Source organism: Nocardia arthritidis (genome assembly GCF_011801145.1).
GTDB lineage: Bacteria > Actinomycetota > Actinomycetes > Mycobacteriales > Mycobacteriaceae > Nocardia > Nocardia arthritidis_A.
Genome location: NZ_CP046172.1, coordinates 268787 through 293961, shown reverse-complemented (window position 1 = coordinate 293961; position 25175 = coordinate 268787). Strand labels below are relative to the sequence as shown.

The following is a 25175-nucleotide window of genomic DNA, read 5'->3' as shown; positions in this document are numbered from 1 at the left end:
ATTCAGAGATAGTGCTGGTCCAACTCCAGCATGTCGGGCCAGGCCTGTGACCACGGACGGGTCGGCCTGCCGCATTTCCAGATGGTGACACCGGAAGTGACACCCGGGAATCCGAGCCGGTCGTTCAGCTCGACGAGCAGGCGCACGTCGGCGAATTCCGTACGCAGCTTGGCCGGATCACCACCTATATACACAACCGTCGTCGCCGAGTCCGGCGGCGACCCGAAGTATCCGTAACCTCGGTTCGGGCTGTACACCGCGGGCAGCGCCCGCCGATAATGGTCCACCGCGCTTGCCTGCCAATAGCTTTCGGCGACGATGACCGCGGTATCGCGCTCGTCCGGCGGCAGCTCACCGTATGCCGTCGCGGTGGCGGCCGCGAGCTTCGCCCACCCGGTCTGTCCGTACAGAAATCCGCGCTGAATGGCCTGCTTCGTCGTCACCGCCGGTTCGTGAATCCCCGATTCCGGGAGCGGTAGCACGCTGAGCGGAATCAGCACGAGCACGGCACTCACCGTAATCAGCGCCGCCCCGGCGATTTTCGGTAAACGCTCGTAATCGCGATTTCCCAGACCGACCGCGCCCGCCGCGATGAATGCGGGAACGATACCCGCCCCGTAGTACGGACGGCCGCTGGTCGCGATGAAGAATACGGTGAGCAAGGCCAATGCGACGACGAGAAACCGATACGGTCGCAGTGCCGGGCTACGCAGAATATGCCAGACGCCATAAACAAACAGCGCACCGCCGACCAGACCCGCGAGCAAAATCACCTGCGGCACATAGAACAGCGGACCCTCGCCGAAATCCCCGGTCTCCGTACCGATCGCCCGAGCCATACGCAATTGCGGCCAACCGTGATTCGCCTGCCAGATCAGGCTCGGCGCCCATGCCGCGGCGAAGATCGCCGAACCGAGCCACAGCGCGGGCCGCAGCAGCAATTCGCGCGGGCCCGCGAGCAGTACCGCGACCCCGAGAGCCGCCCAACAGCCCGGAACCAGCCATTTCACCTGGATTGCCAGCGCAGCCGCCAAACCCGCCATGATGAGCAGCCAGTCGGCGCGAACTCGGACCCAGCGGATCAGCAACCAGACGGCCGTCGCGGTGAGCGGCAGATCGAAGGCGAGGGTGCACAGCGGTTTGGACGCGACGACGAAAACCGATGTCGCGTAACCGATCGCGGCCAATACCTGCGCACGCCGCCCGCCCCCGAATTCGCGGGCGATCAAGGCGGGTATCGCGACCGCGGCGACACTCGCCAGCGCCGCGGGCAGCCGAAGCGCGAACGGTGAATCCGGCGCGAGCACGTCCATCAGCCAAGCGACGGCCGGAACCAGCGGCCCCTGATCGGCATAGCTGATCGACGGCCGGCGGCCCGCGGCAATGAAATACAGTTCATCTCCCCAGAAACCGGGGCGGCCAAGCGATATGAGATATGCCGCGGCGAGCAGCAATGCGACCGCGATGACGCCGGATCGTGCGAACGGGGGCACCTCGCGCGATTCGATGCGCTCGGGCGAATTCACCGTTGTCATGGCAGCCTCCCCAGTAAATCTGCGAATCCATCCGCGAGCAAATGGATTCGATTCCACGCGGAATACCCACGGGAACTGTCACGCTCGATATGAGCTGGCACGCAGTATCACCGCGCTGCCGCGCGCATGTCGAGGTTTTGCGCGTTGCCAACGGTTATCCGAATTAGCCGCAGGAAATAGCCGCCACAATGTGACGGCCCGATGAACACGCGATTGCGACTCGCGGCCGCCCACAGTAACGGTACTCACATTTCCTGTCGCCGTTCGGAATTCGCGGACTATTCGAGCGGATCCGGTTTGCCCGAATCGAATCAGGACGAGCACAACCCTGGTCCGATACCGCTGCCGGGCCGCATAGTGCGTGCCTGACCTGCACGAACCCCTGGAGGCAGCGGTGAACGTATCTGAACCAGCGCCGGATCAATCCGGCGCGGCGCAGCCCGGCGCGAGCCCGCCGTGGCTCGACGCCCTCGGCAAGCTCGGCGTCGATTGGCTGGCGGTGTTGGTGGCTGGCGTTATCGCGCTGCTCGCCGTGCTCGACTGGCTACCGAAGGTTCCGTGGTGAGGCCATGAGTACCGCGACCATCGACGAGGACTCGGCCGTCGACCAGCCGTTCACCGGCGGCAATGTGCTCGCCTACCTTCCGGGCATCCTGCTGCTGATCGCGGTCGGCGTACTCGGCAAATACGCCCAGATCTGGTGGAACGCGCTGGCCAAACATCAGCACTGGACCGTTCCCGATATCGAATATGTGCTGTGGGCCATCCTGATCGGCCTCGTCATCACCAATACGATCGGCCTGCATCCGATCTTCCGGCCCGGCGTCGCCACCTACGAGTTCTGGCTCAAGATCGGCATCGTCGCGCTCGGTTCCCGGTTCGTGCTCGGTGATGTCGCCAAGCTCGGCGGCACCAGCCTGGTGCAGATCCTGGTCGATATGACGGTCGCGGGTGCGATCATCCTGACGGTCGCCCGACTGCTCGGGCTGTCCGGAAAGCTCGGCTCGCTGCTCGCCATCGGCACATCGATCTGCGGTGTGTCGGCCATCGTCGCCGGAAAGGGTGCGATCCGGGCGCGCAACTCCGATGTCGGCTATGCGATCGCGGCGATTCTCGCGCTCGGCGCCGTCGCATTGTTCGCACTGCCGCCGCTGGGGCATGCGCTCGGGCTCAGCGATCACGAATTCGGGCTGTGGGCCGGGCTCGCCGTCGACAACACCGCGGAGACCACGGCCACCGGCTATCTGTATTCGGATGCCGCGGGTAAGACGGCGGTACTGGTGAAGTCGACCCGCAACGCGCTGATCGGCTTCGTGGTGCTCGGCTTCGCCGCCTACTGGGCCGCGCGCGGCGAGGCGGACGCCGTCGCGCCGGGATTGCGGGCCAAGGCGAGTTTCGTCTGGGCGAAGTTCCCGAAGTTCGTGCTCGGCTTCCTCGCGGTCTCGGCGATCGCCACCCTCGGCTGGCTGACCAAACAGCAGACCGCGAACCTGGCCAACGTCTCCAAGTGGGCCTTCCTGTTGACGTTCGCCGGCGTCGGGCTGAATACCAATATTCGCGAGCTGGCCCGGACCGGCTGGCGGCCGCTGGTGGTCGCGGTGATCGGGCTGCTGACGGTCGCGGTCGTCTCGCTCGGACTGGTGCTGTTCACCTCTCGGGTGCTGCACTGGGGTGTGCCCGGTTAGGCGTACCTCGCCTCCGCTCCGGCCATGCGCGGGCTATGGACGGCTTCGCCGACAGCGCCCATTAGCGAAAAGGCCGGGCCGCGTACCGTTTCCGGTCGCGCCCGGCCTTTTCCGAGCCCGTCCAACTCCTCCCCAGGATGGACGGTGGGACTCACCGATCCCGAGCCCCCCTCGGCGGTAGTCCGTGACATGAATAATGGCCGCGCTCGCTTAACAACCACCATATGAAATCCTTAATACCGCAGGCACATTGCCCTGACCTCGGACAATGCGGCCCGCAGCAGTTCGGCGTACCCGTCGAGATCCGGCAGCGCCGCATCGGCGTGCAGCGAGATGGTGACCGTATCGCCGAGGCCGTGCACGCCGTGGGTCAACCGCATCACCGAGCCGACGGCCGGGAAGCCTGCCGTGAACCGGACCACCCCGCCCCCGAAGAACAGGTCGGCCGCGCCCCGGTGCACGCTGGAGACAACGGTATGGCCCGCAATGGATTCCGGGACGGTATCGACCGGATACCGGGCTACGTCCCGGTGCAGCAGCGGCGCGGGCACCGCCGCGGTGACCCGCTCCGGCGCGTTCAGCAGCGGATGCCGCGCCCGAATCCGCCTGGCCGCCAGCTCTTTCGAGATCAACTCCGTGCGCGCGCCGAGATCCGGCTCGGAAATGTGGAGATCGATGCCGAGACTGCGATAGTTGTTGCGCGCCAAGGTCGCCGACGGCAGCGCCATCGGAACCTGCGCACCTAGTCGCTCGACGGGCTCGCCGCGCCCGGCCAGATAACGGGCCAGCGCGGCCGAAATCGCCGTCAGCACAACGACGGTGACGGTCGAGCCGGGTACCCGCAGCTCGTCGGCTCGGCACACGATCATCCGAACTCGATGTCCCGCAACCTCGCTCGGATCCCGGAAGTTCACCGCGCTCGGTTCGAAACTCGGCGCGGCCGACGGGACGACCCCCGCGGCCGTGAGCTCGGCCAGCCGTCGCCGCGCCCGATCGGCGCCGAATCCACGCACTATGGTCTGCGCCATCCGGGGCGGTATCGACAGCACCGCAGGCACGACGCGTATACCGAGCGCCCCGGCAGCCACCATTCGAGACAGCGGCGGGACGTCGATCGGCAAGCGCCACAGCGCCTTTCGATCGCTCGCGCCGGACCGAGCGCTGCTGAGTGCCACGGCCTGCCGAAATACACGACAGGCCATAGACCAACCCGTGCTGCTGTCGCGGCCTGACCCGGTGTCCGGCGGTGCCGCAGTCTCGACGCCGCCGCGAGCCGCTGCCACTTGCTCGCACGAACCCGTCCCACATGAATCCATCCCGCACGAGCTCGCAGAGCACGAACCCGTCCCGCATGAATCCGTAGCGCATGAGCTCGCAGAGCACGAACCCGCGTCGCATGAACCCCTCCCGCACGAACCCGCCTCGCACGAACCCGTCCCGCACGAACCCGCCTCGGGCGAGCCCACGGAGCACGAACCAGCCTCGCACTTATCCACCTCGCACGGCTCGGCGGCGAACAACGCGCGAGCGATCAGTGCCGCCCCGCGCCCGTCGACGAGCGCATGGGATATCTGGAGAACCGCGACCAACGCGGGTTCATCGCCGAATCCGGGAGCACCGCGCACCCCGCGAAAGATATGCAGCCGCCACGGCCGCACCGCCGCATCGACTCCGGTGCCGAGAAATTCGCCGATCGCATCCGTCAGGTGCGTCCAATCCGGTTGCACCAGTTCATGTTCCACAAACTGTTCGGCCGCGAACGCGCACCGCACCCAGGATGGATATCCGAGATTCCACGGCAACTCCCGCAGCCGGACACCTAGATCCGGGATCCCCGCGACGCGCCGCGCGACGAACTCACGCAGCCGCTCGGTCGGCGCACCGGCATCGGCGAAGCAGTAGAGCAGGAATTGATCGTTGCGAATCCGCCGGGACAGCCAGAACATGGTCGCGTCCTGGGCCGTCACCGCATTCATCGAACGACCATATCGGGGACGGCTACCGCGGCCACCCACTGGTCGCGGCCACCCGTGAATGATCTTGATCCACAAGCGGATTGAGCAAACCCCATCGATTCCGGCGATCATACCTGCTACCGTCTGTAGTAGAACACGTACCACTCTCCCAGGGGCGGGGTGACGGTCATGGCAGGCACAGTAGGCCGCATAGCGGGCGCACAGGCCAACGACTTCGACGAGCGGTACAAGGCCGCGGCCTTCGTCAAACGCTCGATCAACAAGGTCTTTCCGACACACTGGTCGTTCCTGCTCGGCGAGATCGCGCTGTACAGCTTCATCATCCTGATCCTGTCCGGGATCTATCTGACGCTCTTCTTCGATCCATCAATGAGCGACGTCGTCTACAACGGCGCCTATCAGCCGTTGCGCGGCGTTAATATGTCGCGGGCGTACGAGACCGCGCTGAACATCTCCTTCGAGGTGCGCGGCGGCCTGTTCGTCCGGCAGGTACATCACTGGGCCGCACTGCTTTTCGCGGCATCGATCATCGTGCACCTGTTCCGCATCTTCTTCACCGGCGCATTCCGCAAACCCCGCGAGGCGAACTGGGTGATCGGCTCGATCCTGTTGATCCTGGCCATGTTCGAGGGTTACTTCGGCTATTCGCTGCCCGACGATCTACTTTCCGGCACCGGCCTGCGCGCGGCGTTCTCCTCGATCACCCTCGGCCTGCCGATCATCGGCACCTGGATGCACTGGCTGATCTTCGGCGGCGACTACCCGGGCAATATCATCATTCCGCGCCTGTTCATCGCACACGTCCTGCTGATCCCCGGAATTATGCTCGCGCTGATCGCGGCGCATGTCGCGCTGGTCTGGTATCAGAAGCACACCCAGTTCCCCGGGCCGGGGCGCAGCGAGAAGAACGTCATCGGGGTGCGGATCGTGCCGGTGTTCTCACTGGATCAGGGCGCGTTCTTCGCATTCACCCTCGGCGTGCTCGCGCTGATGGGCGGCCTGCTGCAGATCAACCCGATCTGGAATATGGGCCCCTACAACCCCTCCCAGGTCTCGGCGGGCTCCCAGCCGGACTTCTACATGATGTGGACCGACGGCATGATGCGCCTCGTCCCGGCCTGGGAAATCTACATCGGCGGGCACACCGTGCCCGGTCCGGTCTGGGGCGCGCTGACCATGGGTCTGGTGTTCACGCTGCTCATCACCTATCCGTGGATCGAGCGCCGTCTTACCAGGGATTACGCCAGACACAATCTGCTGCAGCGCCCCCGCGACGTTCCGGTGCGCACCGCGATCGGCGCCATGGTCATCGCCTTCTATCTGACGTTGACGCTGTCCTGTGTGAACGACATCGTCGCCTATAAATTCAACGTCTCGCTGAACGCGACGACCTGGGTGGGCCGGATCGGCATCCTGGTACTGCCGCCGCTGGCATACTTCGCCGCCTACCGGTTCTGCATCGGCCTGCAGCGCAGCGATCGGGCGGTGCTCGAGCACGGCATCGAGACCGGCGTCATCCGCAGGCTGCCCGACGGTGAATACATCGAACTGCATCAGCCGCTCGGCCCGGTCGATGATCACGGACATCCGATCCCCCTGGAATATCAGGGCGCACCGGTTCCGAAGAAGATGAACAAGCTCGGCCTGGCAGGCAAACCCGGCACCGGCGCGTTCTTCCGGGCCGACCCGGTGGCGGAATCGGAGCGCAACCTGGCCGAGGATCACGCCCAGGAACGCAATCAGCTCGCGGTATTGCGCCGTGTGCAGGACGAGACGACCGGGAATGGTTCGCGACATTGAGGCGGGGGCAGACGAAGGCCCCGAGTCCGATGGTGACCCGGGGCCCACACTGCCTGTTCGGACGTGACCGAAGTGCTCAGGCGCGCCGGAACTCCCCCACGGAGATGTCGCTTAGAAACGCGTCCCACTCCCCGGGGGTGAACGCCAACATCGGGCCGATTCCGTTGTCCTTGGTGTCCCGGACCGCGACATTGCCATCGACGAGAAATGCCACTTCCACGCAGTTCCCATCCGGACCGCTGTGGCTGCTCTTACGCCACGCGGCACCGGTCGAATCAACTTTCACGGCACTAGCTCCTTTGCTGCGTCGAGAACCAGATTTCTTCTGACATCGTTCGTACTGCACCGCACCCGGCTACGAAACGCCGAATACCGCGGTGCGCCTGGTGGCAGCGCGCAACTTTAACGGTGCGTTGTGATCGCTCTGCACTCGGAGATGCAATACATCTCCCGGGGTTACCCCCACGCAGAACACTAGCAGGTTCGACGAAAGTTTGCTCGGCTCTTGTCTATTCAAGTATCACAACTGCCAACATTGCGAAGACCAAATGTTGCGGAAACATTGCTAACCATAGGCACTAATTCCATATGGCGTTAAATCGCCACGATTTTAGCGGACGTGATTGCTCCGTGATCCGTCGATATTCCCGTGACGATCCGACGGGACGAGCGCCGGGCGCGGATACCGTGGAAGATGAGAAACATGGTTGAACGTGCTCGCGACGAGTCTGGTCGCGCCCGTAATGCCCGCCCACGGGACAGCTTCGGCCGACCGCTGCCGCCGGGCAGCGTCGGCGTCGAGCGAATTCCGGACGATCTCGAACTACCACCCCAGCAAACACTGACCTTCGCCCAGCAACTGCTGGACCAGGGTCTCGCATTCAACGCACACGAGGTATTGGAGGCCGCATGGAAGAACGGCCCGTTCGCCGAAAGGATGCTGTGGCAGGGCCTCGCCCAGTTGGCGGTCGGGCTCACCCACATCCAACGCGGGAATCGGAAGGGCGCGCGGACACTACTGACACGTGCGGTTACTCGCTTGTCCTCCTATACGTCCGAGGAAGGCGTGCCTTACGAAATAGATCAACCCGGATTGATCAACTACGCCGATGCACTGTTAAATGCCATCGATTCGGACAAAAAGATCGATGCGGAGCAACTGAAACCGCGATTGCGCGTCGCGGGCGCCGACCCGGCATGACCTTGTACCAGGCCGCCCGCGGCCGAAGTGAAATACGGACATCCGCCGAATGGGCGGCGAAGCCGTCCACAGCCCGCGCACGGCCGGAGCGGATGCGAAGGTACGCCTACCATGGCGACCGTGCGATCGATCCATACCGTCCGGCATGCCGATGACTGAGCGCGGCGCGGGCCGCTACGCCCCGAGCCCGTCCGGCGACCTGCACCTGGGCAATCTGCGCACCGCGCTGCTGGCCTGGGCCTTCGCCCGGTCGACCGGGCGGCGCTTCCTGCTCCGAATCGATGATCTCGACCGGGTCCGCCCCGGTGCCGCCGAGCGTCAACTGGCCGACCTCACCGCGCTCGGCATCGACTGGGACGGTCCGGTGGTCCGCCAGTCGGACCGGCTCGAGAAGTATGCCGCCGCCATCGACCGGCTCACCGCGGCGGGCCGCACCTATGAATGCTTCTGCACCAGAAGGGAAATTCAGCAGGCCGCGACCGCACCACACGGCCCGATGGGCGCATATCCGGGCACCTGCCGCGCGCTGACCGCCGACGCGCGCGCCGAATTCATCGCGGCGGGCCGCACGCCCGCCCTGCGGTTACGCGCCGACATCAGCGAATTCGACATCATCGACGAACTACACGGCCCGTACCGCGGACCGGTCGACGATGTGGTGCTGCGCCGCACCGACGGTGTGCCCGCATACAACCTGGCGGTGGTGGTCGACGACGCCGACCAGGGCATCGATCAGGTGGTGCGCGGCGACGACCTGCTGCCGTCGACACCGCGCCAGGCCTATCTCGCGACGCTGCTCGACCTGCCGGTCCCGCGCTACGCGCACGTCCCGCTGGTACTCAATGCCAAGGGGCAGCGACTGGCCAAACGCGACGGCGCGGTCACCCTCGCCGACCAGTTCGCGCTGGGCGAGACACCGGAGCAGGTGGTCAGCGCGCTGACCGCATCACTCGGCCTGCGAGCAGGCACATCGGCCGAGCTACTGGAACAATTCGACCCGGCCCGCCTACCCGCGGAACCCTGGATACTCGATGAGAATGGGTTGTTGCAACCCAGCCGATATCCGTAACGTACGCAAGCGACCCGATCTACAGATCATCTGACGAGGACTGAATATGACAAGCGGTGGGTACGACCCCAACCAGTATCCGCAGGGCGGGCAGCCGTACGGGCAGCCGTACCCCCAAGGCGGCGGCCAGCAATATCCGCAGGGCGGACAGTATCCGCAAGGCGGGCAGCCGCAGTACGGCCAGCCACAGTACGGTCAGCAGCAGCCCTACGGTCAGCAGCCGTACGGCCAGGACCAGTTCGGCCAGCAGTCCTACGGGCAGCCGCAGGACCAGTTCGGTCAGCAGCCGTACGCCCAGTACCCGGGTCAGCCCGGATTCGGCGGTCAGGGCTTCGGCGGCCAGGCCGGTGACCTCGGCACGCGCATCGGCGCCCGGGTCATCGACTTCCTGATCCTGTACATCCCGTACATCATCATTTACGCGCTCCTGCGCAGCTCGCTCGGCCTGACCATCGGCTTCAGCATTCTGTGGACCGTCGTCGAGCTCGGCTACTTCGTCGGTATGGAGACCAGCCAGGGCACCACCCTCGGCAAGAAGATCCTCGGCCTCAAGGTGCTCGCGCCCGGCGGCGCGCCCAAGATCACCCCCGAGGTCTCGTTCAAGCGCAACCTGTTCGTCGCCGCGAGCATCATCCCGTGCATCGGTGGCCTGGTCTCGCTGGGTCTGGCGATCTACATCATGATCACCATCTCGAACGACCCGAACAAGCAGGGCTGGCACGATAAATTCGCCGGCGGCACCCAGGTCGTCAAGGCCTGACGCCGACACCGAGCTGAAAGGGGCGCATCGGATTCCGATGCGCCCCTTTTTCGTTCAGGTCAATGACTTCCCGATGCGGCGCTGATGATGACCACCAAGAACCACAACACCGCGAGGACCACCGCGCCGATCCCGATCCAGATGCCGGCGAGCGCCATACCGCGGCCATCCTGACCCGACTGTTTGATCTGGTTCAACGACACAACGCCGAGGATGATCCCGACGATCGATCCGATGCCACAGGTGGCGAACCCGACCAACGAGGAGATCAGCGCGCCGATGGCCATACCGTTGGTGCCCTGCTGCTGCGGATAGCCGTAGGGCTGGTAGGGCGGCGGGGCCTGATAGGCGTAGTTGGGCTGGCCGTACGGATTCGGTTGCGACTGCGGATAACTCGGGTACGCCTGCTGCTGTTGCGGCGGCGGAGTCACCGGCTGTTGCGGATACTGCGGCACCGAGGGTGGGTAGGGCTGCTGCGGGGACGCGCTGGGGATACCGGATTCCGGCGAGACTCCTTGTCCGCCGTACTGCTTCCACCATTCGTCGGAATCGCCGGGATTCGTCATTGGCCCAGAGTATTCCAAGGATGCGGGTCACCGATACCGCATAAGGTGTGGGCCTTGAACACCTTGGGGTGGTCGAAAGAACTGGTCAGTGCACCGTACGCGCGGCACTCCGGCAGAATTGGCCTCCGTGAGTGAGACGAGAACACCCGTAGACGTCGACGAGGGGTCTGGGCACCCCGCGGCCGAGCACGCAGCATTCGCCGACGCCGCGGGGGGTTATTACACGCCGATCGTCGCGGTATTCACCGCGACGCTGATCATCTCGAATATCTGCGCCACCAAGGGCGTCGCCTTCTTCACCGGACATACGGTGGCGTGGGGCCCATTCCAGGTGCTGCCGATCAACACCGACGGCGCATTCTTCCTTTTCCCGCTGGCCTATGTGATCGGCGACGTGCTCAGCGAGGTTTACGGATTCCGGGCCACCCGCCGCGCGGTCTACTACGGATTCGCCTGCCTGCTGCTGATGGTCGGCTGTTTCTGGATCGCCATCGGCCTGCCTGCCGCCGACTTCTATGAGAATCAGGCGGCCTTCCGCACCGTCGTCGGCACCACACCGCAGCTGGTCCTCGCCGGGCTGGCCGGCTATTTCATCGGCCAATTCCTCAACTCGGTGACCCTGGTGCTGATCAAGGAGCGCACCAAGGAGAAACACCTGTGGGCACGGCTGCTCGGCTCGACGGTGGCGGGCGAATTCGGCGACACGCTGGTGTTCTGCTCGATCGCGGCCACCGCCATCGGCATTCACACCTGGCCGGACTTCCTGAACTACCTGATCGTCGGCTTCCTCTGGAAGACGCTGGTGGAGATGATGATTCTGCCGATCAGCTACCGGTGCATCGCCTTCCTGAAGAAGCGCGAACCCAGTTACGCGCCGCGGCCGACCTCCGCGCTGTACAACTGACCCTGGCCGCCCCGGCGAAAGACGGCTGTGTTCACCCGCCCCCGGTCGGCTTCGCCTCCCTACCATCCCCGTGGGCGCAAGGGTTTACGGCGTCTTGATGCGACCGCGCCACGCACCCATGAACTCGGCCCGGTAGTCGTCGAAGTAGCCGCCCGCGATGCTCTCCCGGATCCGGTCCACCAGGCGGACCGTGAAGCGCTCGTTGTGGATGGTGCACAGCGTCGCGGCGAGCATCTCCTTGGCCTTGAACAGATGGTGCAGATAGGCGCGGGTGTAGTTGGCGCAGGTGTAGCAGTCGCAGGTCTCGTCGATCGGGGTGAAGTCGCGCCGGAAACGGCTGGTGTTGATATTGAATCGGCCCTGGTCGACATAGATCGCGGCATTGCGCCCGACCCGGGACGGGTTCACGCAGTCGAAGGTGTCGGCACCGTTCTCCACCGCGACGAACAGATCCTCCGGCTCGCTGATGCCGAGCAGATGCCTCGGCTTGTCCTCGGGCAGTTCGTCGCAGCACCAGCCGACGATGGTGCCGAGATTGTGCTTCTCCAGCGCACCACCGATGCCGTAGCCGTCGAAACCCGTTCCGGCGCTGCCGCGAATCGCCTCGAGATCACGACATGCCTTGCGCCGCAGGTCTTCGTACTGCGCGCCCTGGATCACCGCGAACAGCGCCTGATAGGGGCGGTGCGTGCGTTCGGCGGTGAGCCGCTCGTGCTCATCGATGCAGCGCTGCGCCCAGGCATGGGTGCGCTGTAGCGATTTCTCCTGGTAGGCACGGGTATTCAGCAGTGTGGTCAGCTCGTCGAAGGCGAACATGATGTCCGCGCCGAGCCGATGCTGGATACCCATCGACACCTCGGGGGTGAAGCGGTGCCGGGAACCGTCGAGGTGCGAGCGGAAGGTGACGCCGCCGTCGTCGACGTGCGCGAGCCGCTCCTTACCCGCGGCGATCACATCGTCGCTGCGCACGTCGACGGCCTCCATGGCGAGCACCTTCTTGAAGCCGACGCCCAGCGACATCACCTGGAAGCCGCCGCTGTCGGTGAAGGTGGGGCCCGGCCAGTTCATGAATTTGCTCAGCCCGCCCGCCTCGTCCACGATGTCCGGGCCCGGCTGCAGATAGAGGTGGTAGGCGTTGGCGAGCAGCGCCTGCGCACCGAGCTCCTTCATGGTCTCCGGCAGTACCGCCTTGACCGTCGCCTTGGTGCCGACCGGGATGAAGGCCGGGGTGGCGATGTCACCGTGCGGCGTGCTGAGCACGCCGGTCCGGCCGTGTCTGCCGTCGAGGCGGGTACCGATGGTGAAGGAGAAATGCGCGGGATCGGACACGCGCAACATCTTCTCAGGCGCGCTCGGGTGACCCGTGCCGCAGTCGCTCGGAGGGGTTTTTACACGTCGGCGGCGGCCGCCGCGGCGAACTGCGCGTTGTAGAGCCGGTAGTACGCGCCGCGTTCGGCCAGCAGCCGTTCGTGGGTGCCGTGTTCGACGATGCGGCCGTGCTCCATGACGACGATCAGGTCGGCGTCGCGGATGGTCGAAAGCCGGTGCGCGATAACGAAACTCGTGCGGTCCCGGCGCAGCGCCGCGGTGGCGTGCTGGACGAGCAGCTCGGTGCGGGTGTCCACCGAACTCGTCGCCTCGTCCAGGATGAGGATCGACGGCTTGGACAGGAAGGCCCGGGCGATGGTGATGAGCTGTTTCTCGCCCGCGCTCACCCCGGTGCCCTCCTCGTCGATGACGGTGTCGTAGCCCTCGGGCAGCGCGTGCACGAACCGGTCGACGTAGGCGGCGCGGGCCGCGGCGAGGATCTCCTCCTCGCTCGCGTTCGGATTGCCGTACCCGATGTTCTCCCGGATGGTGCCCTTGAACAGCCAGGTGTCCTGCAGCACCATGCCGATGCGGGAGCGCAGGTTGTCGCGGGTCATCTCGGTGATGTCGACGCCGTCGATGGTGATGGCGCCCGCGTCGAGTTCGTAGAACCGCATGAGCAGATTCACCAGGGTGGTCTTGCCCGCACCGGTCGGCCCGACGATGGCGACCACATGCCCGGGCTCCGCGACCAGCGAAAGTCGTTCGATCACCGGTGTTTCCGGTTCGTAGCGGAACGACACCGCCTCGAATTCCACCCGGCCGCGATCCACCGGACGGGTTTCGGCCATCACCGGGTCCGGGCTCTGCTCCTCCGCGTCGAGGATTTCGAAGATCCGCTCGGCCGATGCGACCCCGGACTGCAGCAGGTTCGCCATGGCGCCGATCTGGGTGAGCGGCTGGCTGAACGAACGGGAGTACTGGATGAACGCCTGCACCTCGCCGAGCGAGATATTGCCCGTGGCCACCCGCAGGCCGCCGACCAGCGCGATCAGCACGAAGTTGAGATTGCCGAGGAACATGATGGCGGGCATGATCAGGCCGGAGATGAACTGCGCGCGGAAGCTCGCGTTGAACAGCTCCTCGTTGCGCTTGTCGAATTCCTCGCCGACCTCACGGTTGCGGCCGAATGCGGTGACCACCTCGTGCCCGGTGTATGCCTCCTCCACCTGCGCGTTCACCAGGCCGGTGTAGCGCCACTGGTTCACGAAGTGCGGTTTGGAGCGCTTGGCGATCTGCGTCGAGACGATGATCGCCGCGGGCACGATGAGCAGCGCGATCACCGCGAGCAGCGGGGAGATCCAGAACATCATCACCAGCACGCCGAGCACGGTGAGCACCGAGGTGATCAGCTGGCTCATGGTCTGCTGCAGGCTCTGCGAGATGTTGTCGACGTCGTTGGTGACCCGGCTCAGCACATCGCCGCGCGGCGCGGAATCGAAGTAGCGCAACGGAAGTCGATGGATCTTGTCCTCGATCTCGCCGCGCAGCCGCTTCACCGTTCGGTTGATGACGAGGTTGAGCAGCAGCGCCTGGAACCAGCCGAACAGCGATGCGCCGAGGTAGAGGGCGAGCACCAGCAGCAGCACCCGGCCCACCGCGCCGAAGTCGACGCCGAGGCCGGGCGTGACGTTCATGGCGTTGAGCATGTCGGCCAGCGTGCCGTTGCCGCCCTGGCGCAGCTGGTTCACGACCTCCTGTTTGCTCTGTCCGGCGAACTGGGTCAGGCTCTTGCCCATCACCCCGTCGAAGACCAGGTTGGTCGCCTTGCCGAGCAGATACGGGCCGAGCGTGTTCAGCACCACCGAGACGATGGCCAGCCCGATGATCACCGCGACGTAGCCGCGTTCCGGCGCGAGCCTGCGCAGCAGCCGCTTCAGCGATGGGCCGAAGGATTTCGCCTTCGAATCCGGCGATCCGGCATTGGCCATCCCAGGTCTCACCGCACCTCCTCCGCGCTGAGCTGGGACTCGACGATCTCCTGATAGCAGGGGCAGTCGCGCAGCAGTTGCTCATGGGTGCCGAGCCCGACCATCTCACCGTCCTCGAGGACCAAGATCTGATCGGCGTCGCGAATGGTTGTAATGCGTTGCGCCACAATGATGACCGCGGCGTTCCTGGTCTCCGGGCGCAGCGCCTCGCGCAGCCGGGCGTCGGTGGCGACATCGAGCGCGGAGAACGAATCGTCGAACAGGTAGATCCGCGGTTTGCGCACCAGCGCCCGCGCGATCGCCAGCCGCTGCCGCTGCCCGCCGGACACCGTCGTACCGCCCTGCGCGACCGGCGTTTCCAAGCCCTGCGGCATATCACGGACGAAGTCGGCGGCCTGCGCGATCTCCAGGCAGCGCCACAGTTCCTCGTCGGTGGCCTCGGGATCGCCGTAGCGCAGATTGCTCGCGACGGTGCCGGAGAACAAATACGCCTTCTGCGGCACCAGGCCGATCACGCCGCGCAGCTGCTCCAGATCGAGGTGGCGCACATCGGTGCCGCCCACGTAGACCGCGCCGTCGGTGACGTCGATCAAACGCGGAATCAGGTTGAGCAGCGTGGTTTTTCCGGAGCCGGTCGAGCCGACGATCGCCGTCGTGGTGCCCGGCTGCACCGCGAACCGGATGGCCCGCAGCACCGGCTGTTGCGCGCCCGGAAAGCAGAATTCGGCGAACTGGAAGTCCACCTCGGCTGGATCGGATTTGAACGGCTGCGGCAAACGCGGTGGCAGCACCGAGGATTCGGTGGCCAGCACCTCGCCGATCCGGTCGGCGGAGACCGCGGCGCGCGGCGCCATCATGGCCAGGAACGAGGCCATCATCACGGCCATCAGGATCTGCATGATGTAGGTGAGCATCGCGGTGAGCGAGCCGATCTGCATCTCGCCGCTATCGATCGCGTGCCCGCCGAACCAGATCACCGCCACCGATGTGACGTTGCTGATCAGCATCACCAGCGGGAACATCAGCGCCTGCAGCCGCCCGACCCGCAGTGCGGCATCGGTGAGTTCGGTATTGGCCACCCCGAAACGCCAGGTCTCCTGCCGCTCCCGGACGAAGGCGCGCACCACCCGGATCCCGGTGATCTGTTCGCGCAGAACGCGATTGACGCCGTCGATCCTGGCCTGCATGGCCCGGAAACCGGGCACCATGCGCGCGACCAGGAAGCCCATGCACAGCGCCAGCAACGGCACCGCGACCAGCAGCAGCCAGGACAGTTTCAGGTCCTGGCGCAGCGCCATCACGATGCCGCCGACACACATGATGGGCGCCATCACCAGGATGGTCACCGACATCACGATGAGCAGCTGCACCTGCTGAATGTCGTTGGTATTCCTGGTGATCAGCGAGGGCGCGCCGAATTGGCCGACCTCGCGCGCGGAGAAGGTGCCGACCCGGTGCAGCACGGCGCCGCGCAGATCCCGGCCCGCGCTCATCGCCGTCTGCGCGCCCAGATACACCGACGAGGCCGAGGCGATGATCTGCACGCCGCTCACCAAGAGCATCCACAGGCCGCTGGTCCAGATGTAGCCGATATCGCCCTTCGTGACGCCGCGATCGATCAGATCGGCGTTGAGGCTCGGCAGATAGAGCATCGCGATAACCGAGACCAATTGCAGCGCAACGACCCCCGCCAGCTGGGCGCGGTAGGGGGCCAGATAGGTGCGGAGCAGTCGGATCAGCATGATGGAAGGCAGGCTACCGGCAAACTGTGACAGGCGTCGCGCGGCTTTTTGACCTGCATCGTTGCCGTCCTATCTGCGCGCCCAGGCGCCCGGATCCTCGGTGAGCGACTCGACGAAGGCGGGCAGCCGTCCCTCGGCGATGTCCTCGATCGAGACGTTCTCCAGGACCGCGCGAATATTGACCCGCAGTGCGATCCACACCTTCTGCAGCGGTTCGGCGATGCCCGGATAGCTGACATCCTCCGGACGCTGGCCGCGTACCGAGGCGAGCGGCCCCTCGATCGCACGGATCACATCGGCGACCGAAATCTCCTTCGGCGGTTTGGCCAGCCAGTAGCCGCCGTCCGGCCCGCGCCTGCTCACCACGAGCCCGGCCCGGCGCAGCTCGGACAGCACGGTTTCCAGCACCTTCGGCGGGATCTGCTGTGCGCTGGAGATGGCGTCGGCCTTGGTGGTGAGGGTGGTGGCCGGGGACGGGCAGGAGTGCAGCGAATCGACCACCGGGACCGAGGCCGCGCGCAACCGCGGGGTGCGGGCTATCTCCAACAAGGTCCGCACCGCGTAGTCCACCTTCGCGGTGATGTGCACTCACGGCTCCCTGGGTGATCGGATGATTGTCGAATCTACGCGGTGTGGCAGGGAATGAGCACGCCGGTGGCCATATCCAGCAATGTGTCCTCGATCAGCTGATCGGTCGCATCCGGCACGAACTCGCCGGACACCAGGGCCATGCCGACCACCTCCAGCGCACCCGCGGCGCGCAGCCGCGCCTCCTCGCTGGCGTTCGGTCCGGCCAGCCATTCGCGCAACACCTCGGTGGTGTCGATGAAATCGGGGTGGCGGTCGGCCATCGCGTTGACGATGGCGACGGTGTCGCGCACGATCAGCGCGCCCGCGGCCCGGTGCGAGAGCATGCCGTGCAGGTGGCGGCGCAGCACGGTCCGCACGCCGTCGTCATCGCGGACGATGGCGGGTAGATCGTCGACGATCGTGCGCAGGTGATCGATGATCGGATCGATGATCGCCTGGAGCAGATCGAGCTTCGAGGCGTAGTGATAGTAGAGCGACGCCTTTGTGATTCCTACCGCATCGGCGACCTCGCGCAGGCTCGTCTGTTCGAACCCCTTGCTGCCGAACAGCTTCACTGCGGCGTCGCGAATCGCGAGCTTGGTGCTGCCACCTGCGGCAACGGTGTCGGATGCATCACGGACGACCATTAGACGATCCTCTCATCACGCACGCCCCGAACCGGTAGAGCCACCGAAATTGAGGTTGTGCCTCCACTTAACCTCCGGTTAGTCTACCAACCGCACGGTAGGCAGAAGCGTTATGTGGAGGCGAGGCCAGCAGGGCGGTCCTCGCGAGGGAGCTGTCTACGAGCTCTGTCCCAGCACGTCCCCCCAGTCATATCGCCAGGAGAACCGCGTGTCCGTATATCTCTACAGATGGGGAAAGTTCGCTTTCCGCAGGAAATGGGTAGTACTCCCCGTCTGGCTTCTGCTGTTCGTGCTGCTCGGCGCCCTCGGCTTCGGGCTGAAAAAATCGTCTAGCGACGACTTCTCGCTGCCGAACCTCCCGTCCGAGCGGGCCACCCAGATCCTCGACAAACACTTCCCCGGCATGTCCGCCGGATTCAAGGCCGACGCGGTGACCGGCACCTACGTCATCGGCGCACCCGCGGGCCAGAAGCTCACCGACCCGGCCAACCGCGCCGCGATCGACGCGTTCATCGCCAAACTCGGCGGCCTCGACATCGTCGACCACAGCAAGCCGCTGGCCAACCCGGTCGCCATCGCCGAACAGATGGGCTGCGTCAGCGCCGATCGCGCCGGCGACGACTTCCGCTCCCGCTGCAGCGCCGCCCCGCTCTCGGTGCTGAGCCAGGACAAGCAGGACGCGGTGGCCGTGCTGAATGTGCCGTTCGGCATCAAGAAATTCACCGACGTCACCGACGCCGACCGCACCGCCGCGTACGACATCGCCGCTGAAGCCCGCAACGCCGGGCTGACCGTCGAGATGTCCGGCACCATCGCGATGAAGCCGGGCGCGGGCTCGAGCGGCCAGGCCGAACAGCTCGGCTACCTCGTCGCCTTCATCACCATGATGGTCGCCTTCGGCGCGCTGATCGCCGCGTTCGTGCCGATCCTGACCGGCATCATCGGCGTCGGCGCCGCATCCTCGCTGATCTTCATGGGCACCTCGGTGATCAATATCCCGAGCTTCACCCTGATCCTCGGTTCGATGATCGGTATCGCGCTGTCCATCGACTACGCGCTGTTCATCGTCTCCCGCTACAAACACGAACTGTCCGTTCAGGATTCGCCGGAAGAGGCGGCCGGTGTCGCGATCGGCACCGCGGGTTCGGCGGTGGTGTTCGCCGGTATGACCGTGATCATCGCGCTGGTCGGCCTCAGCATCGTCGGCGTCAGCTTCCTGACCTGGATGGGCCTCGGCGGCGCGGTCGCGGCGTTCTTCGCGATCCTGGTCGCGACCACACTGCTGCCCGCCATCATGGGCGCGTTCGGCCGCTTCCTGTTCAAGCCGAAGATCCCGTTCGTCGCCAGGCACGACCCGGAGAACGACGCCGTCGTCACCAACGGCATGCGTGTCGCCCGCCTGATCGGCAAGGCGCCCGCCGTCGCGCTGATCCTGAGCATCCTCGTCCTCGGCGGCCTCGCCGCACCGGCCGCCGGCATCAACCTCGGCCTGCCCGGCGACGACAGCCAGCCGAAGAACACCACCATCCGCAAGGCATACGACCTGCGCAAGGATGGTTTCGGCGAGGGAAGCAACGGCATCTTGCAGGTGGCGGTCGACCTGAGCAACGTGGCGCCCGACCAGCGCGACGCCGCGCTCACCGACCTGCACGACAAACTCGCCGCCTACGACGGTATGGACTATGTCACCGCGCCGAAGAAGAGCGAGGACGGCGCGGGCGCGCTGATGAGCGGCGTGCCGAAGTCCGGGCCGAATAATCAGGCGACCCAGGACCTGGTCAAACACGCCCGCGACGCCGAGGGCGCGCTGAAGGACAAGTACGGCATCGAATACGGCGTCACCGGAACCACCGCCATCTACGCGGATGTCTCCGATGTGCTGCTGAGCAAGATCGCGCCATATATGGCGATCGTCGCGGGAGCCGCGTTCATCCTGCTGGTGCTGGTGTTCCGGTCCATCCTGGTGCCACTCACCGCCGCGCTCGGCTTCCTGCTCTCGATGGCGGCCACCTTCGGCGCGACCGTGCTGATCTTCCAGGAGGGCAAGCTCGGCCTGATCGCCGATCCGCATCCGCTGATCAGCTTCCTGCCGATCATGTTGATCGGCTTGGTATTCGGTCTCGCGATGGATTACCAGGTGTTCCTGGTGACCCGGATGCGTGAGGAGTACGTGCGCGGCAAGTCGCCGAAGGAGGCGATGATCAGCGGTTACCACCACGGTGCGCGCGTCGTCACCTCGGCGGCGATCATCATGATCTCGGTATTCGGCGGCTTCCTGCTGGAATCCGATGTCACCGCCAAGTCGATGGGCTTCGCGCTGGCCGCGGGCGTGCTGCTGGACGCGTTCGTGGTCCGCATGGTGCTGATCCCGTCGCTGCTGGTGCTCATGGGCAAATGGGCATGGTGGATGCCGAAGTGGCTGGACCGGATCCTGCCGAATATCGATATCGAGGGCACCAAGCTGCGCGAACTGCAGCAGCGCTCGGCCCGGCCCATCGAGGAGCCGGTGCACGTCTGACCGTGCAGTAGTCGACAACGCCCCCGCACCCCTTGGTGCGGGGGCGTTTCGCGTGCACGGCTCTTGATCTTGTGGCAACCGCGCAGCAGACTCAGAACTTGTTCCGCCTCACCCGCGGAATTCGCTCCGCGAGAGTTCTCTACAGACCGAACAGCACGACCCCGGCTACCGCTAGGAGAAACCGTGTCCGTCTATCTGTATCGGTGGGGCAAGTTCGCCTTTCGTCGGAAATGGATCGTGCTGCCGGTATGGCTGCTGATGCTGGCCGTACTCGGCGCGCTCAGCGGCCAACTGCAGAAGCCGATGACGAACGACTTCAATATCCCGAACCTGCCCTCCCAGCGGGCCACCGAAATCCTGGACAAACACTTCCCCGGCATGTCACAGGGATTCCAGTTCGGCGCGGTAACCGGCACCTACGTGATCGCCGCGCCGCCCGGCCAGAAGCTGACCGACCCGGCCAATCGGGCGACGGTCGCGGCGCTGGTCGACAAGCTGAACCAGCTCGGGATCGTCGATCACGCCAAGCCGCTGGTCAGCCCGCTCACCGCGGCCGAGGCGATGGGCTGCCTCGGCGAGGACCGCACCGCGAGCTCCTTCGTCTCGAAATGCAGTGGCGCGCCGGTGAACGTGCTGAACAGGACCGATCCGGATTCGGTTGCGGTGCTGAATGTTCCGTTCACCATCAAGGAGATCACCGACGTCACCGCCGACGACCGCAAGGCCGCCTACGACGTGGCCGACGATGCCCGCGCGGCCGGGCTACAGGTCGAGTTGAGCGGCACCGTCGCGATGGAACAGCAGCAGCCGTCCGGTAAGGCCGAGCTGATCGGCATGGGTGTGGCGCTGGTGGTGATGATCGTCGCGTTCGGCGCGATCGTCGCGGCGTTCGTCCCCATCCTCACCGCCGTGGTCGGGCTCGGCGCGGCCATGTCACTGATCTTCATCGGCACCTCGGTGATTTCGGTGCCGAGCTTCACCACCTTCCTGGCGTCGATGATCGGCATCGCGCTGTCCATCGACTATGCGCTGTTCATCGTCTCGCGCTACAAACACGAACTGGCAGTGCAGGATTCACCCGAGGAGGCGGCGGGCACCGCACTCGGCACCGCCGGCTCCGCCGTGGTGTTCGCGGGCCTGACGGTGATCATCGCGCTGGTCGGGCTGAGCATCGTCGGGATCAGGTTCCTGACGTTCATGGGCCTCGGCGGCGCGATCGCCGCGGGCTTCGCGGTGCTCACCGCTATCACGCTGATGCCGGCGCTGCTCGGTGCGTTCGGCCGCTTCCTGTTCACGCCGAAGCTGCCGTTCATCGCCCAACACGATCCCGAGGACGACACCTCGATCACCAACGGTATGCGTTTCGCCCGGCTGATCGGCAAGGCGCCCGCCGTCGCGCTGATCCTCAGCGTGCTGGTGCTCGCGCTGCTCGCCGCGCCCGCCACCGGTATGAATCTCGGTCTGCCCGGCGAGGACTCGATGCCGAAGAGTTCGACGGTGCGCAAGGCGTACGAGCTGCGGACCGCCGGATTCGGCGAGGGCGCGAACGGCAAACTGCAAGTGGCCGTTGACCTTACGAATGTGGCACCCGATCGCCGGGCGGCGGCGCTCACCGCGCTGCGGGACAAGCTGATGTCCTACCCGGATATGGACTACGTCACCGAGCCGACGATGAGCCGGGACGGGGCGGGCGCGCTGCTCGACGGCGTGCCGAAAACCGGCCCGAACAATCAGGATACGAAGGATCTGGTGCGCGACGCCCGGAACGCGGAGGGTGCGCTGAAGTCCGAATACGGGATGGAATACGGCATCACCGGAACCACCGCCATCTATGCCGACGTGGACAACGCGCTGCTCAGCAAGATCCTGCCGTATCTCGCGATCGTCGCGGGCGCCGCGTTCATCCTGCTGATCCTGGTGTTCCGGTCGCTGCTGGTGCCGTTGACCGCCGCGCTCGGCTTCCTGCTCTCGATGGCGGCCACCTTCGGCGCGACCGTGCTGATCTTCCAGCAGGGCAAATTCGGCCTGATCGCCGAACCCCGGCCGATCGTCAGCTTCCTGCCGATCATGTTGATCGGCTTGGTATTCGGCCTCGCCATGGACTACCAGGTGTTCCTGGTGACCCGAATGCGCGAGGAGTACGTACACGGCAAACCGCCCACCGAGGCGATGATCAGCGGCTACCACCACGGCGCTCGGGTGGTGACCTCGGCGGCCATCATCATGATCTCGGTCTTCGGCTCGTTCCTGCTGGAAACCGACGCGACCGCGAAATCAATGGGTTTCGCGCTGGCGGCGGGCGTGCTGTTCGACGCGTTCCTCGTCCGCATGGTGTTGATCCCATCACTGCTGGCGCTGATGGGCGACAAGGCGTGGTGGATTCCGAAGTGGCTGGACCGGATTCTGCCGGATATCGATGTGGAGGGCGCGAAACTGCATGAGCTGCGCAGAAAACAGTCATCGGCAGCTCCGGAACCGGTGCACCGCTAGCCGATCAGCTCGCCCGCAGCCCTATTCAGCTGCGGGCGAGCCGATTTCGGTTATCTAACTACTGACTCGGTTGCGGCAGATGGCAATCGGTGATGTGCGGATTCACTCCGAGGTAATTCAATGGACCCGCAACGATATTCACCGCAATGGTGCCGATGGTCGGGCAGGTCATCGTCGGATGATCGAGGTAGTTGCGCTGCGCGGCCGCGACCAGACCGATCAGGATCCAAATCAACACGATCGCGCCCAATACGCGCCTGCGCTCGTACGTATTCCGCTGACGCAGCCATCGCGGGCGGATATCTCGACTCGTCATGATGGCATCGCGTCCTTTCACACGCACCTACCGATCGGATACCCAGCGTGCTCGTGGAATACCCCTGGCTCGTTACTGACTGGGTTGCGGCACATTGCAATCGGCGATCTTGGGGTTCACGCCCGCATAGTTGAGCGGCCCGGCGATGATCGTCACGACGATGGTGCCGACACCGGCGCAGTTGGTCGGCCTGTTATCGAAATAATGGCGCTGACCTGCTGCTATCACACCGATAACCAGCCAGATGAGCACAATCAAACTACCGAGGCGCACCGATGCGTCACGCCCTGCCCACGTGTCTCGACGGTACATGGTGTCATCGCATCCTTTCCGAATCTTGTTCGGCGGATACCCCGGAATCGGAGCCTTATCCGGATTCGATCACTGACTCGGCTGCGGCAGTTCGCAATTGCCGAGATGCGGATTGACGCCCATATAGTTCAGCGGGCCGGAAACTATCGTCAACGCGATGTTGCCGAAACTCGCGCAGGTGATCGGGCCGCTGTCGAAGTAGTGCCGCTGCGCGGCCGCGATGAAACCGATCACCAGCCAGATGAAGACGAGTACGCTCCCGGTCTTGCCGAACTTCATGGCCGTCTCCTTCACCGTTGCGGCGATTGTCCCAACCGCGGCGATGGCGTACCGGCGGATTCGCCGGATCCGGTGCGCGACGCGCCGTACGGCATTCACCTGGCGTTCAGCCCGGCAAGGTAAACCTCGATTGTGGCCACGGCGCGCGCCGGGTATCCGGGGATGGCGACCGGGATCGGTCGACGCAGTTGGAGCGTCGATCTGCTCCGGGTCGGCTCGATCGCGGTTGTCGTTGTCGTGCACTGGATTTCGATCCGCGTGACGGTCAACGGCGGCACGGTGCGCGGCGACGCGACGCTGCACGGCCGTCCGATCTGGGTGGCCACCTGGCTGCTGCAGGTGATGCCGCTGTTCTTCCTGGCGGGCGGATTCGCGAACACGTTGATCGTGGACCGGTGGCGGGCGCAGGGCGGGACGCTCGGAACATACCTCGGCCAACGGGCACGTAGGCTGACCACGCCCATGGTGGCGCTGATCGCGGTGCTCGCGCCCGTGGTCTGGCTGCTGCGCATCGATTCCGAGCAGTTGGCCCGCACCGCGGCGCATGTGATCGCCAGCCCGCTGTGGTTCCTCGCCGTATATCTGCTCGCGACGGCCGCGGCGCCGTTTGCCGTTCGGGTGCACGACCGCTCGGCCTGGTTGTTGCCGGTCGCACTGCTCGGCTGTTCGCTACTGGTGGATGCGGCGCGCTTCGGCGGGGCCGGATATCTGGCGGAATGGAATCTGATCTTCGTCTGGCTGTTCTGCCATCAGCTCGGAATCATGCACGCGCGCAAGCTATTTCGCGATGTCCCAGATGCGGCCCTGTTCGGGTTCGCGCTGCTGGCGAGCGCGGCACTCGGGGTGCTGGTGTTCGCCGGGCCGTACCCGCCGACGATGTTCGGGGTGGCCGATGCGCAGGTGTCCAACCTGGCGCCGCCGACAACGGCGGTGTCGGTGCTGGCCGCGATTCAGTTCGCCGTGTTCACGGCGCTCGACCGCCGGGCAGCCGGATGGGAACCGCGCGGACGGCCGCGCCGCGTCATCGCCTATGTGGTGGCCCGGCTGATGACGATCTACCTGTGGCATGTGCCGGTGATCGCCATGGTCACCGGCGCCGCACTGCTCACTCCGGCGCCGCTGCTGCCGAGCGACCCGCGCACCTGGTGGCTCACCCGGCCGCTGTGGATTCTCGGCTGCGGCATCGTGCTCGCCGGTGTCGTCCGGGCAGCGACCGGCTGGGATCTGTTCTGCGCCCGCTACGCCGCCCGCACCTCGTCCGCCGCCACCCTCACCGGTGCGCTACTCGCCGCGGGCAGCGTGTACCTGATCTGGCGCGACGGCCTATTCCCGGTCGGGACAACGGGTTTGGCGATTCTCGGGGTATTCGTCGCGGCCGCCCTGCTCACCACGACCCGGCGGGTCGCCCCGCTGCCGAAGCACGGGGACCACAGCGCATCTTCCGCCTGAAGATGCTGGTTGGTGGCATACCACGTATGGGAACATCCGGGGCTTGTTTCGGCGAAC

The 25175-nt window shown here is 65.5% G+C and carries 21 protein-coding genes and 1 pseudogene; 10 read left to right on the top strand and 12 right to left on the bottom strand.

Features of this window, described 5'->3' with window-relative positions:
• Positions 1 to 2: 2 nt before the first annotated feature.
• A complete protein-coding gene (locus F5544_RS01340) occupies positions 3 to 1535 on the bottom strand; it encodes a glycosyltransferase family 39 protein (RefSeq protein ID WP_167471473.1) in 1533 nt (510 codons plus the stop codon).
• Positions 1536 to 1929: 394 nt separating this feature from the next.
• Here F5544_RS01340 and F5544_RS01335 point away from each other — a divergent pair, with 394 nt between their 5' ends.
• A complete protein-coding gene (locus F5544_RS01335; protein ID WP_167471219.1) occupies positions 1930 to 2100 on the top strand; it encodes a hypothetical protein in 171 nt (56 codons plus the stop codon).
• 67 nt (positions 2101 to 2167) lie between these two features.
• Positions 2168 to 3220 (top strand): annotated as a pseudogene (locus tag F5544_RS01330) (YeiH family protein); the annotation flags it as partial.
• Positions 3221 to 3453: 233 nt separating this feature from the next.
• On the opposite strand, the gene F5544_RS01325 reads toward F5544_RS01330, so the two are convergent.
• Positions 3454 to 5196 carry a hypothetical protein gene (locus tag F5544_RS01325; RefSeq protein WP_167471471.1) on the bottom strand — a complete coding sequence of 581 codons (1743 nt, stop codon included), beginning with the start codon at positions 5194 to 5196 and terminating at the stop codon, positions 3454 to 3456.
• Between the two features lie 168 nt (positions 5197 to 5364).
• On the opposite strand from F5544_RS01325, the gene qcrB reads away from it, so the two are divergent.
• Positions 5365 to 6996, top strand: a complete 1632-nt coding sequence (gene qcrB, locus F5544_RS01320; protein WP_167471470.1) for a cytochrome bc1 complex cytochrome b subunit — start codon at positions 5365 to 5367, stop codon at positions 6994 to 6996.
• A gap of 76 nt (positions 6997 to 7072) precedes the next feature.
• Here the strand turns inward: qcrB and F5544_RS01315 are convergent, their stop codons facing one another.
• Positions 7073 to 7282, bottom strand: coding sequence for a DUF397 domain-containing protein (locus F5544_RS01315; RefSeq protein WP_167471469.1), 210 nt, complete (start codon positions 7280 to 7282; stop codon positions 7073 to 7075).
• A gap of 417 nt (positions 7283 to 7699) precedes the next feature.
• On the opposite strand from F5544_RS01315, the gene F5544_RS01310 reads away from it, so the two are divergent.
• From F5544_RS01310 to F5544_RS01300, 3 genes are all read left to right on the top strand, one after another.
• Positions 7700 to 8197 (top strand): DUF309 domain-containing protein, encoded by a 498-nt coding sequence (locus tag F5544_RS01310; RefSeq protein WP_167471468.1) that lies wholly within the window; start codon positions 7700 to 7702, stop codon positions 8195 to 8197.
• Positions 8198 to 8348: 151 nt separating this feature from the next.
• Entirely contained in the window at positions 8349 to 9266 is a 918-nt protein-coding gene (gene gluQRS, locus F5544_RS01305; protein WP_167478906.1) for a tRNA glutamyl-Q(34) synthetase GluQRS, read from the top strand.
• A gap of 46 nt (positions 9267 to 9312) precedes the next feature.
• Entirely contained in the window at positions 9313 to 10026 is a 714-nt protein-coding gene (locus tag F5544_RS01300; protein WP_167471467.1) for an RDD family protein, read from the top strand.
• Positions 10027 to 10085: 59 nt separating this feature from the next.
• Here F5544_RS01300 and F5544_RS01295 read toward each other — a convergent pair whose 3' ends face one another.
• A complete protein-coding gene (locus F5544_RS01295) occupies positions 10086 to 10592 on the bottom strand; it encodes a DUF4190 domain-containing protein (protein WP_167471466.1) in 507 nt (168 codons plus the stop codon).
• 127 nt (positions 10593 to 10719) lie between these two features.
• Between F5544_RS01295 and F5544_RS01290 the strand changes: the two genes are divergently transcribed.
• Positions 10720 to 11496 carry a queuosine precursor transporter gene (locus F5544_RS01290; protein ID WP_167471465.1) on the top strand — a complete coding sequence of 259 codons (777 nt, stop codon included), beginning with the start codon at positions 10720 to 10722 and terminating at the stop codon, positions 11494 to 11496.
• A gap of 84 nt (positions 11497 to 11580) precedes the next feature.
• Here the strand turns inward: F5544_RS01290 and tgt are convergent, their stop codons facing one another.
• The 5 genes from tgt to F5544_RS01265 form a co-directional block, all read right to left on the bottom strand.
• The gene (gene tgt, locus F5544_RS01285; RefSeq protein ID WP_167471464.1) at positions 11581 to 12834 is read right to left on the bottom strand and encodes a tRNA guanosine(34) transglycosylase Tgt; all 1254 of its coding nucleotides are present in this window, start codon (positions 12832 to 12834) and stop codon (positions 11581 to 11583) included.
• Positions 12835 to 12884: 50 nt separating this feature from the next.
• Complete coding sequence (locus F5544_RS01280) at positions 12885 to 14795, bottom strand: ABC transporter ATP-binding protein (RefSeq protein WP_167478905.1); 1911 nt, start codon at positions 14793 to 14795, stop codon at positions 12885 to 12887.
• Positions 14796 to 14803: 8 nt separating this feature from the next.
• Positions 14804 to 16537 (bottom strand): ABC transporter ATP-binding protein, encoded by a 1734-nt coding sequence (locus F5544_RS01275; RefSeq protein ID WP_167471463.1) that lies wholly within the window; start codon positions 16535 to 16537, stop codon positions 14804 to 14806.
• A gap of 69 nt (positions 16538 to 16606) precedes the next feature.
• On the bottom strand, positions 16607 to 17125 hold the full coding sequence (locus F5544_RS01270) for an RrF2 family transcriptional regulator (RefSeq protein WP_167471462.1): 519 nt from the start codon (positions 17123 to 17125) through the stop codon (positions 16607 to 16609).
• Positions 17126 to 17160: 35 nt separating this feature from the next.
• Positions 17161 to 17754 (bottom strand): TetR/AcrR family transcriptional regulator, encoded by a 594-nt coding sequence (locus tag F5544_RS01265; RefSeq protein WP_167471461.1) that lies wholly within the window; start codon positions 17752 to 17754, stop codon positions 17161 to 17163.
• 208 nt (positions 17755 to 17962) lie between these two features.
• On the opposite strand from F5544_RS01265, the gene F5544_RS01260 reads away from it, so the two are divergent.
• Both F5544_RS01260 and F5544_RS01255 read left to right on the top strand, forming a co-directional pair.
• Entirely contained in the window at positions 17963 to 20272 is a 2310-nt protein-coding gene (locus tag F5544_RS01260) for an MMPL family transporter (protein ID WP_167471460.1), read from the top strand.
• A 183-nt stretch (positions 20273 to 20455) separates the two neighbouring features.
• Entirely contained in the window at positions 20456 to 22762 is a 2307-nt protein-coding gene (locus F5544_RS01255; RefSeq protein ID WP_167471459.1) for an MMPL family transporter, read from the top strand.
• A 58-nt stretch (positions 22763 to 22820) separates the two neighbouring features.
• On the opposite strand, the gene F5544_RS01250 is transcribed toward F5544_RS01255, so the two are convergent.
• The 3 genes from F5544_RS01250 to F5544_RS01240 form a co-directional block, all read right to left on the bottom strand.
• On the bottom strand, positions 22821 to 23078 hold the full coding sequence (locus tag F5544_RS01250; protein ID WP_238847036.1) for a hypothetical protein: 258 nt from the start codon (positions 23076 to 23078) through the stop codon (positions 22821 to 22823).
• A 72-nt stretch (positions 23079 to 23150) separates the two neighbouring features.
• A complete protein-coding gene (locus F5544_RS01245) occupies positions 23151 to 23390 on the bottom strand; it encodes a hypothetical protein (protein WP_167471458.1) in 240 nt (79 codons plus the stop codon).
• 69 nt (positions 23391 to 23459) lie between these two features.
• Positions 23460 to 23669, bottom strand: coding sequence for a hypothetical protein (locus F5544_RS01240; protein WP_167471457.1), 210 nt, complete (start codon positions 23667 to 23669; stop codon positions 23460 to 23462).
• 132 nt (positions 23670 to 23801) lie between these two features.
• Between F5544_RS01240 and F5544_RS01235 the strand changes: the two genes are divergently transcribed.
• The gene (locus F5544_RS01235) at positions 23802 to 25118 is read left to right on the top strand and encodes an acyltransferase family protein (RefSeq protein WP_167471456.1); all 1317 of its coding nucleotides are present in this window, start codon (positions 23802 to 23804) and stop codon (positions 25116 to 25118) included.
• The last annotated feature ends 57 nt before the right edge of the window (positions 25119 to 25175 follow it).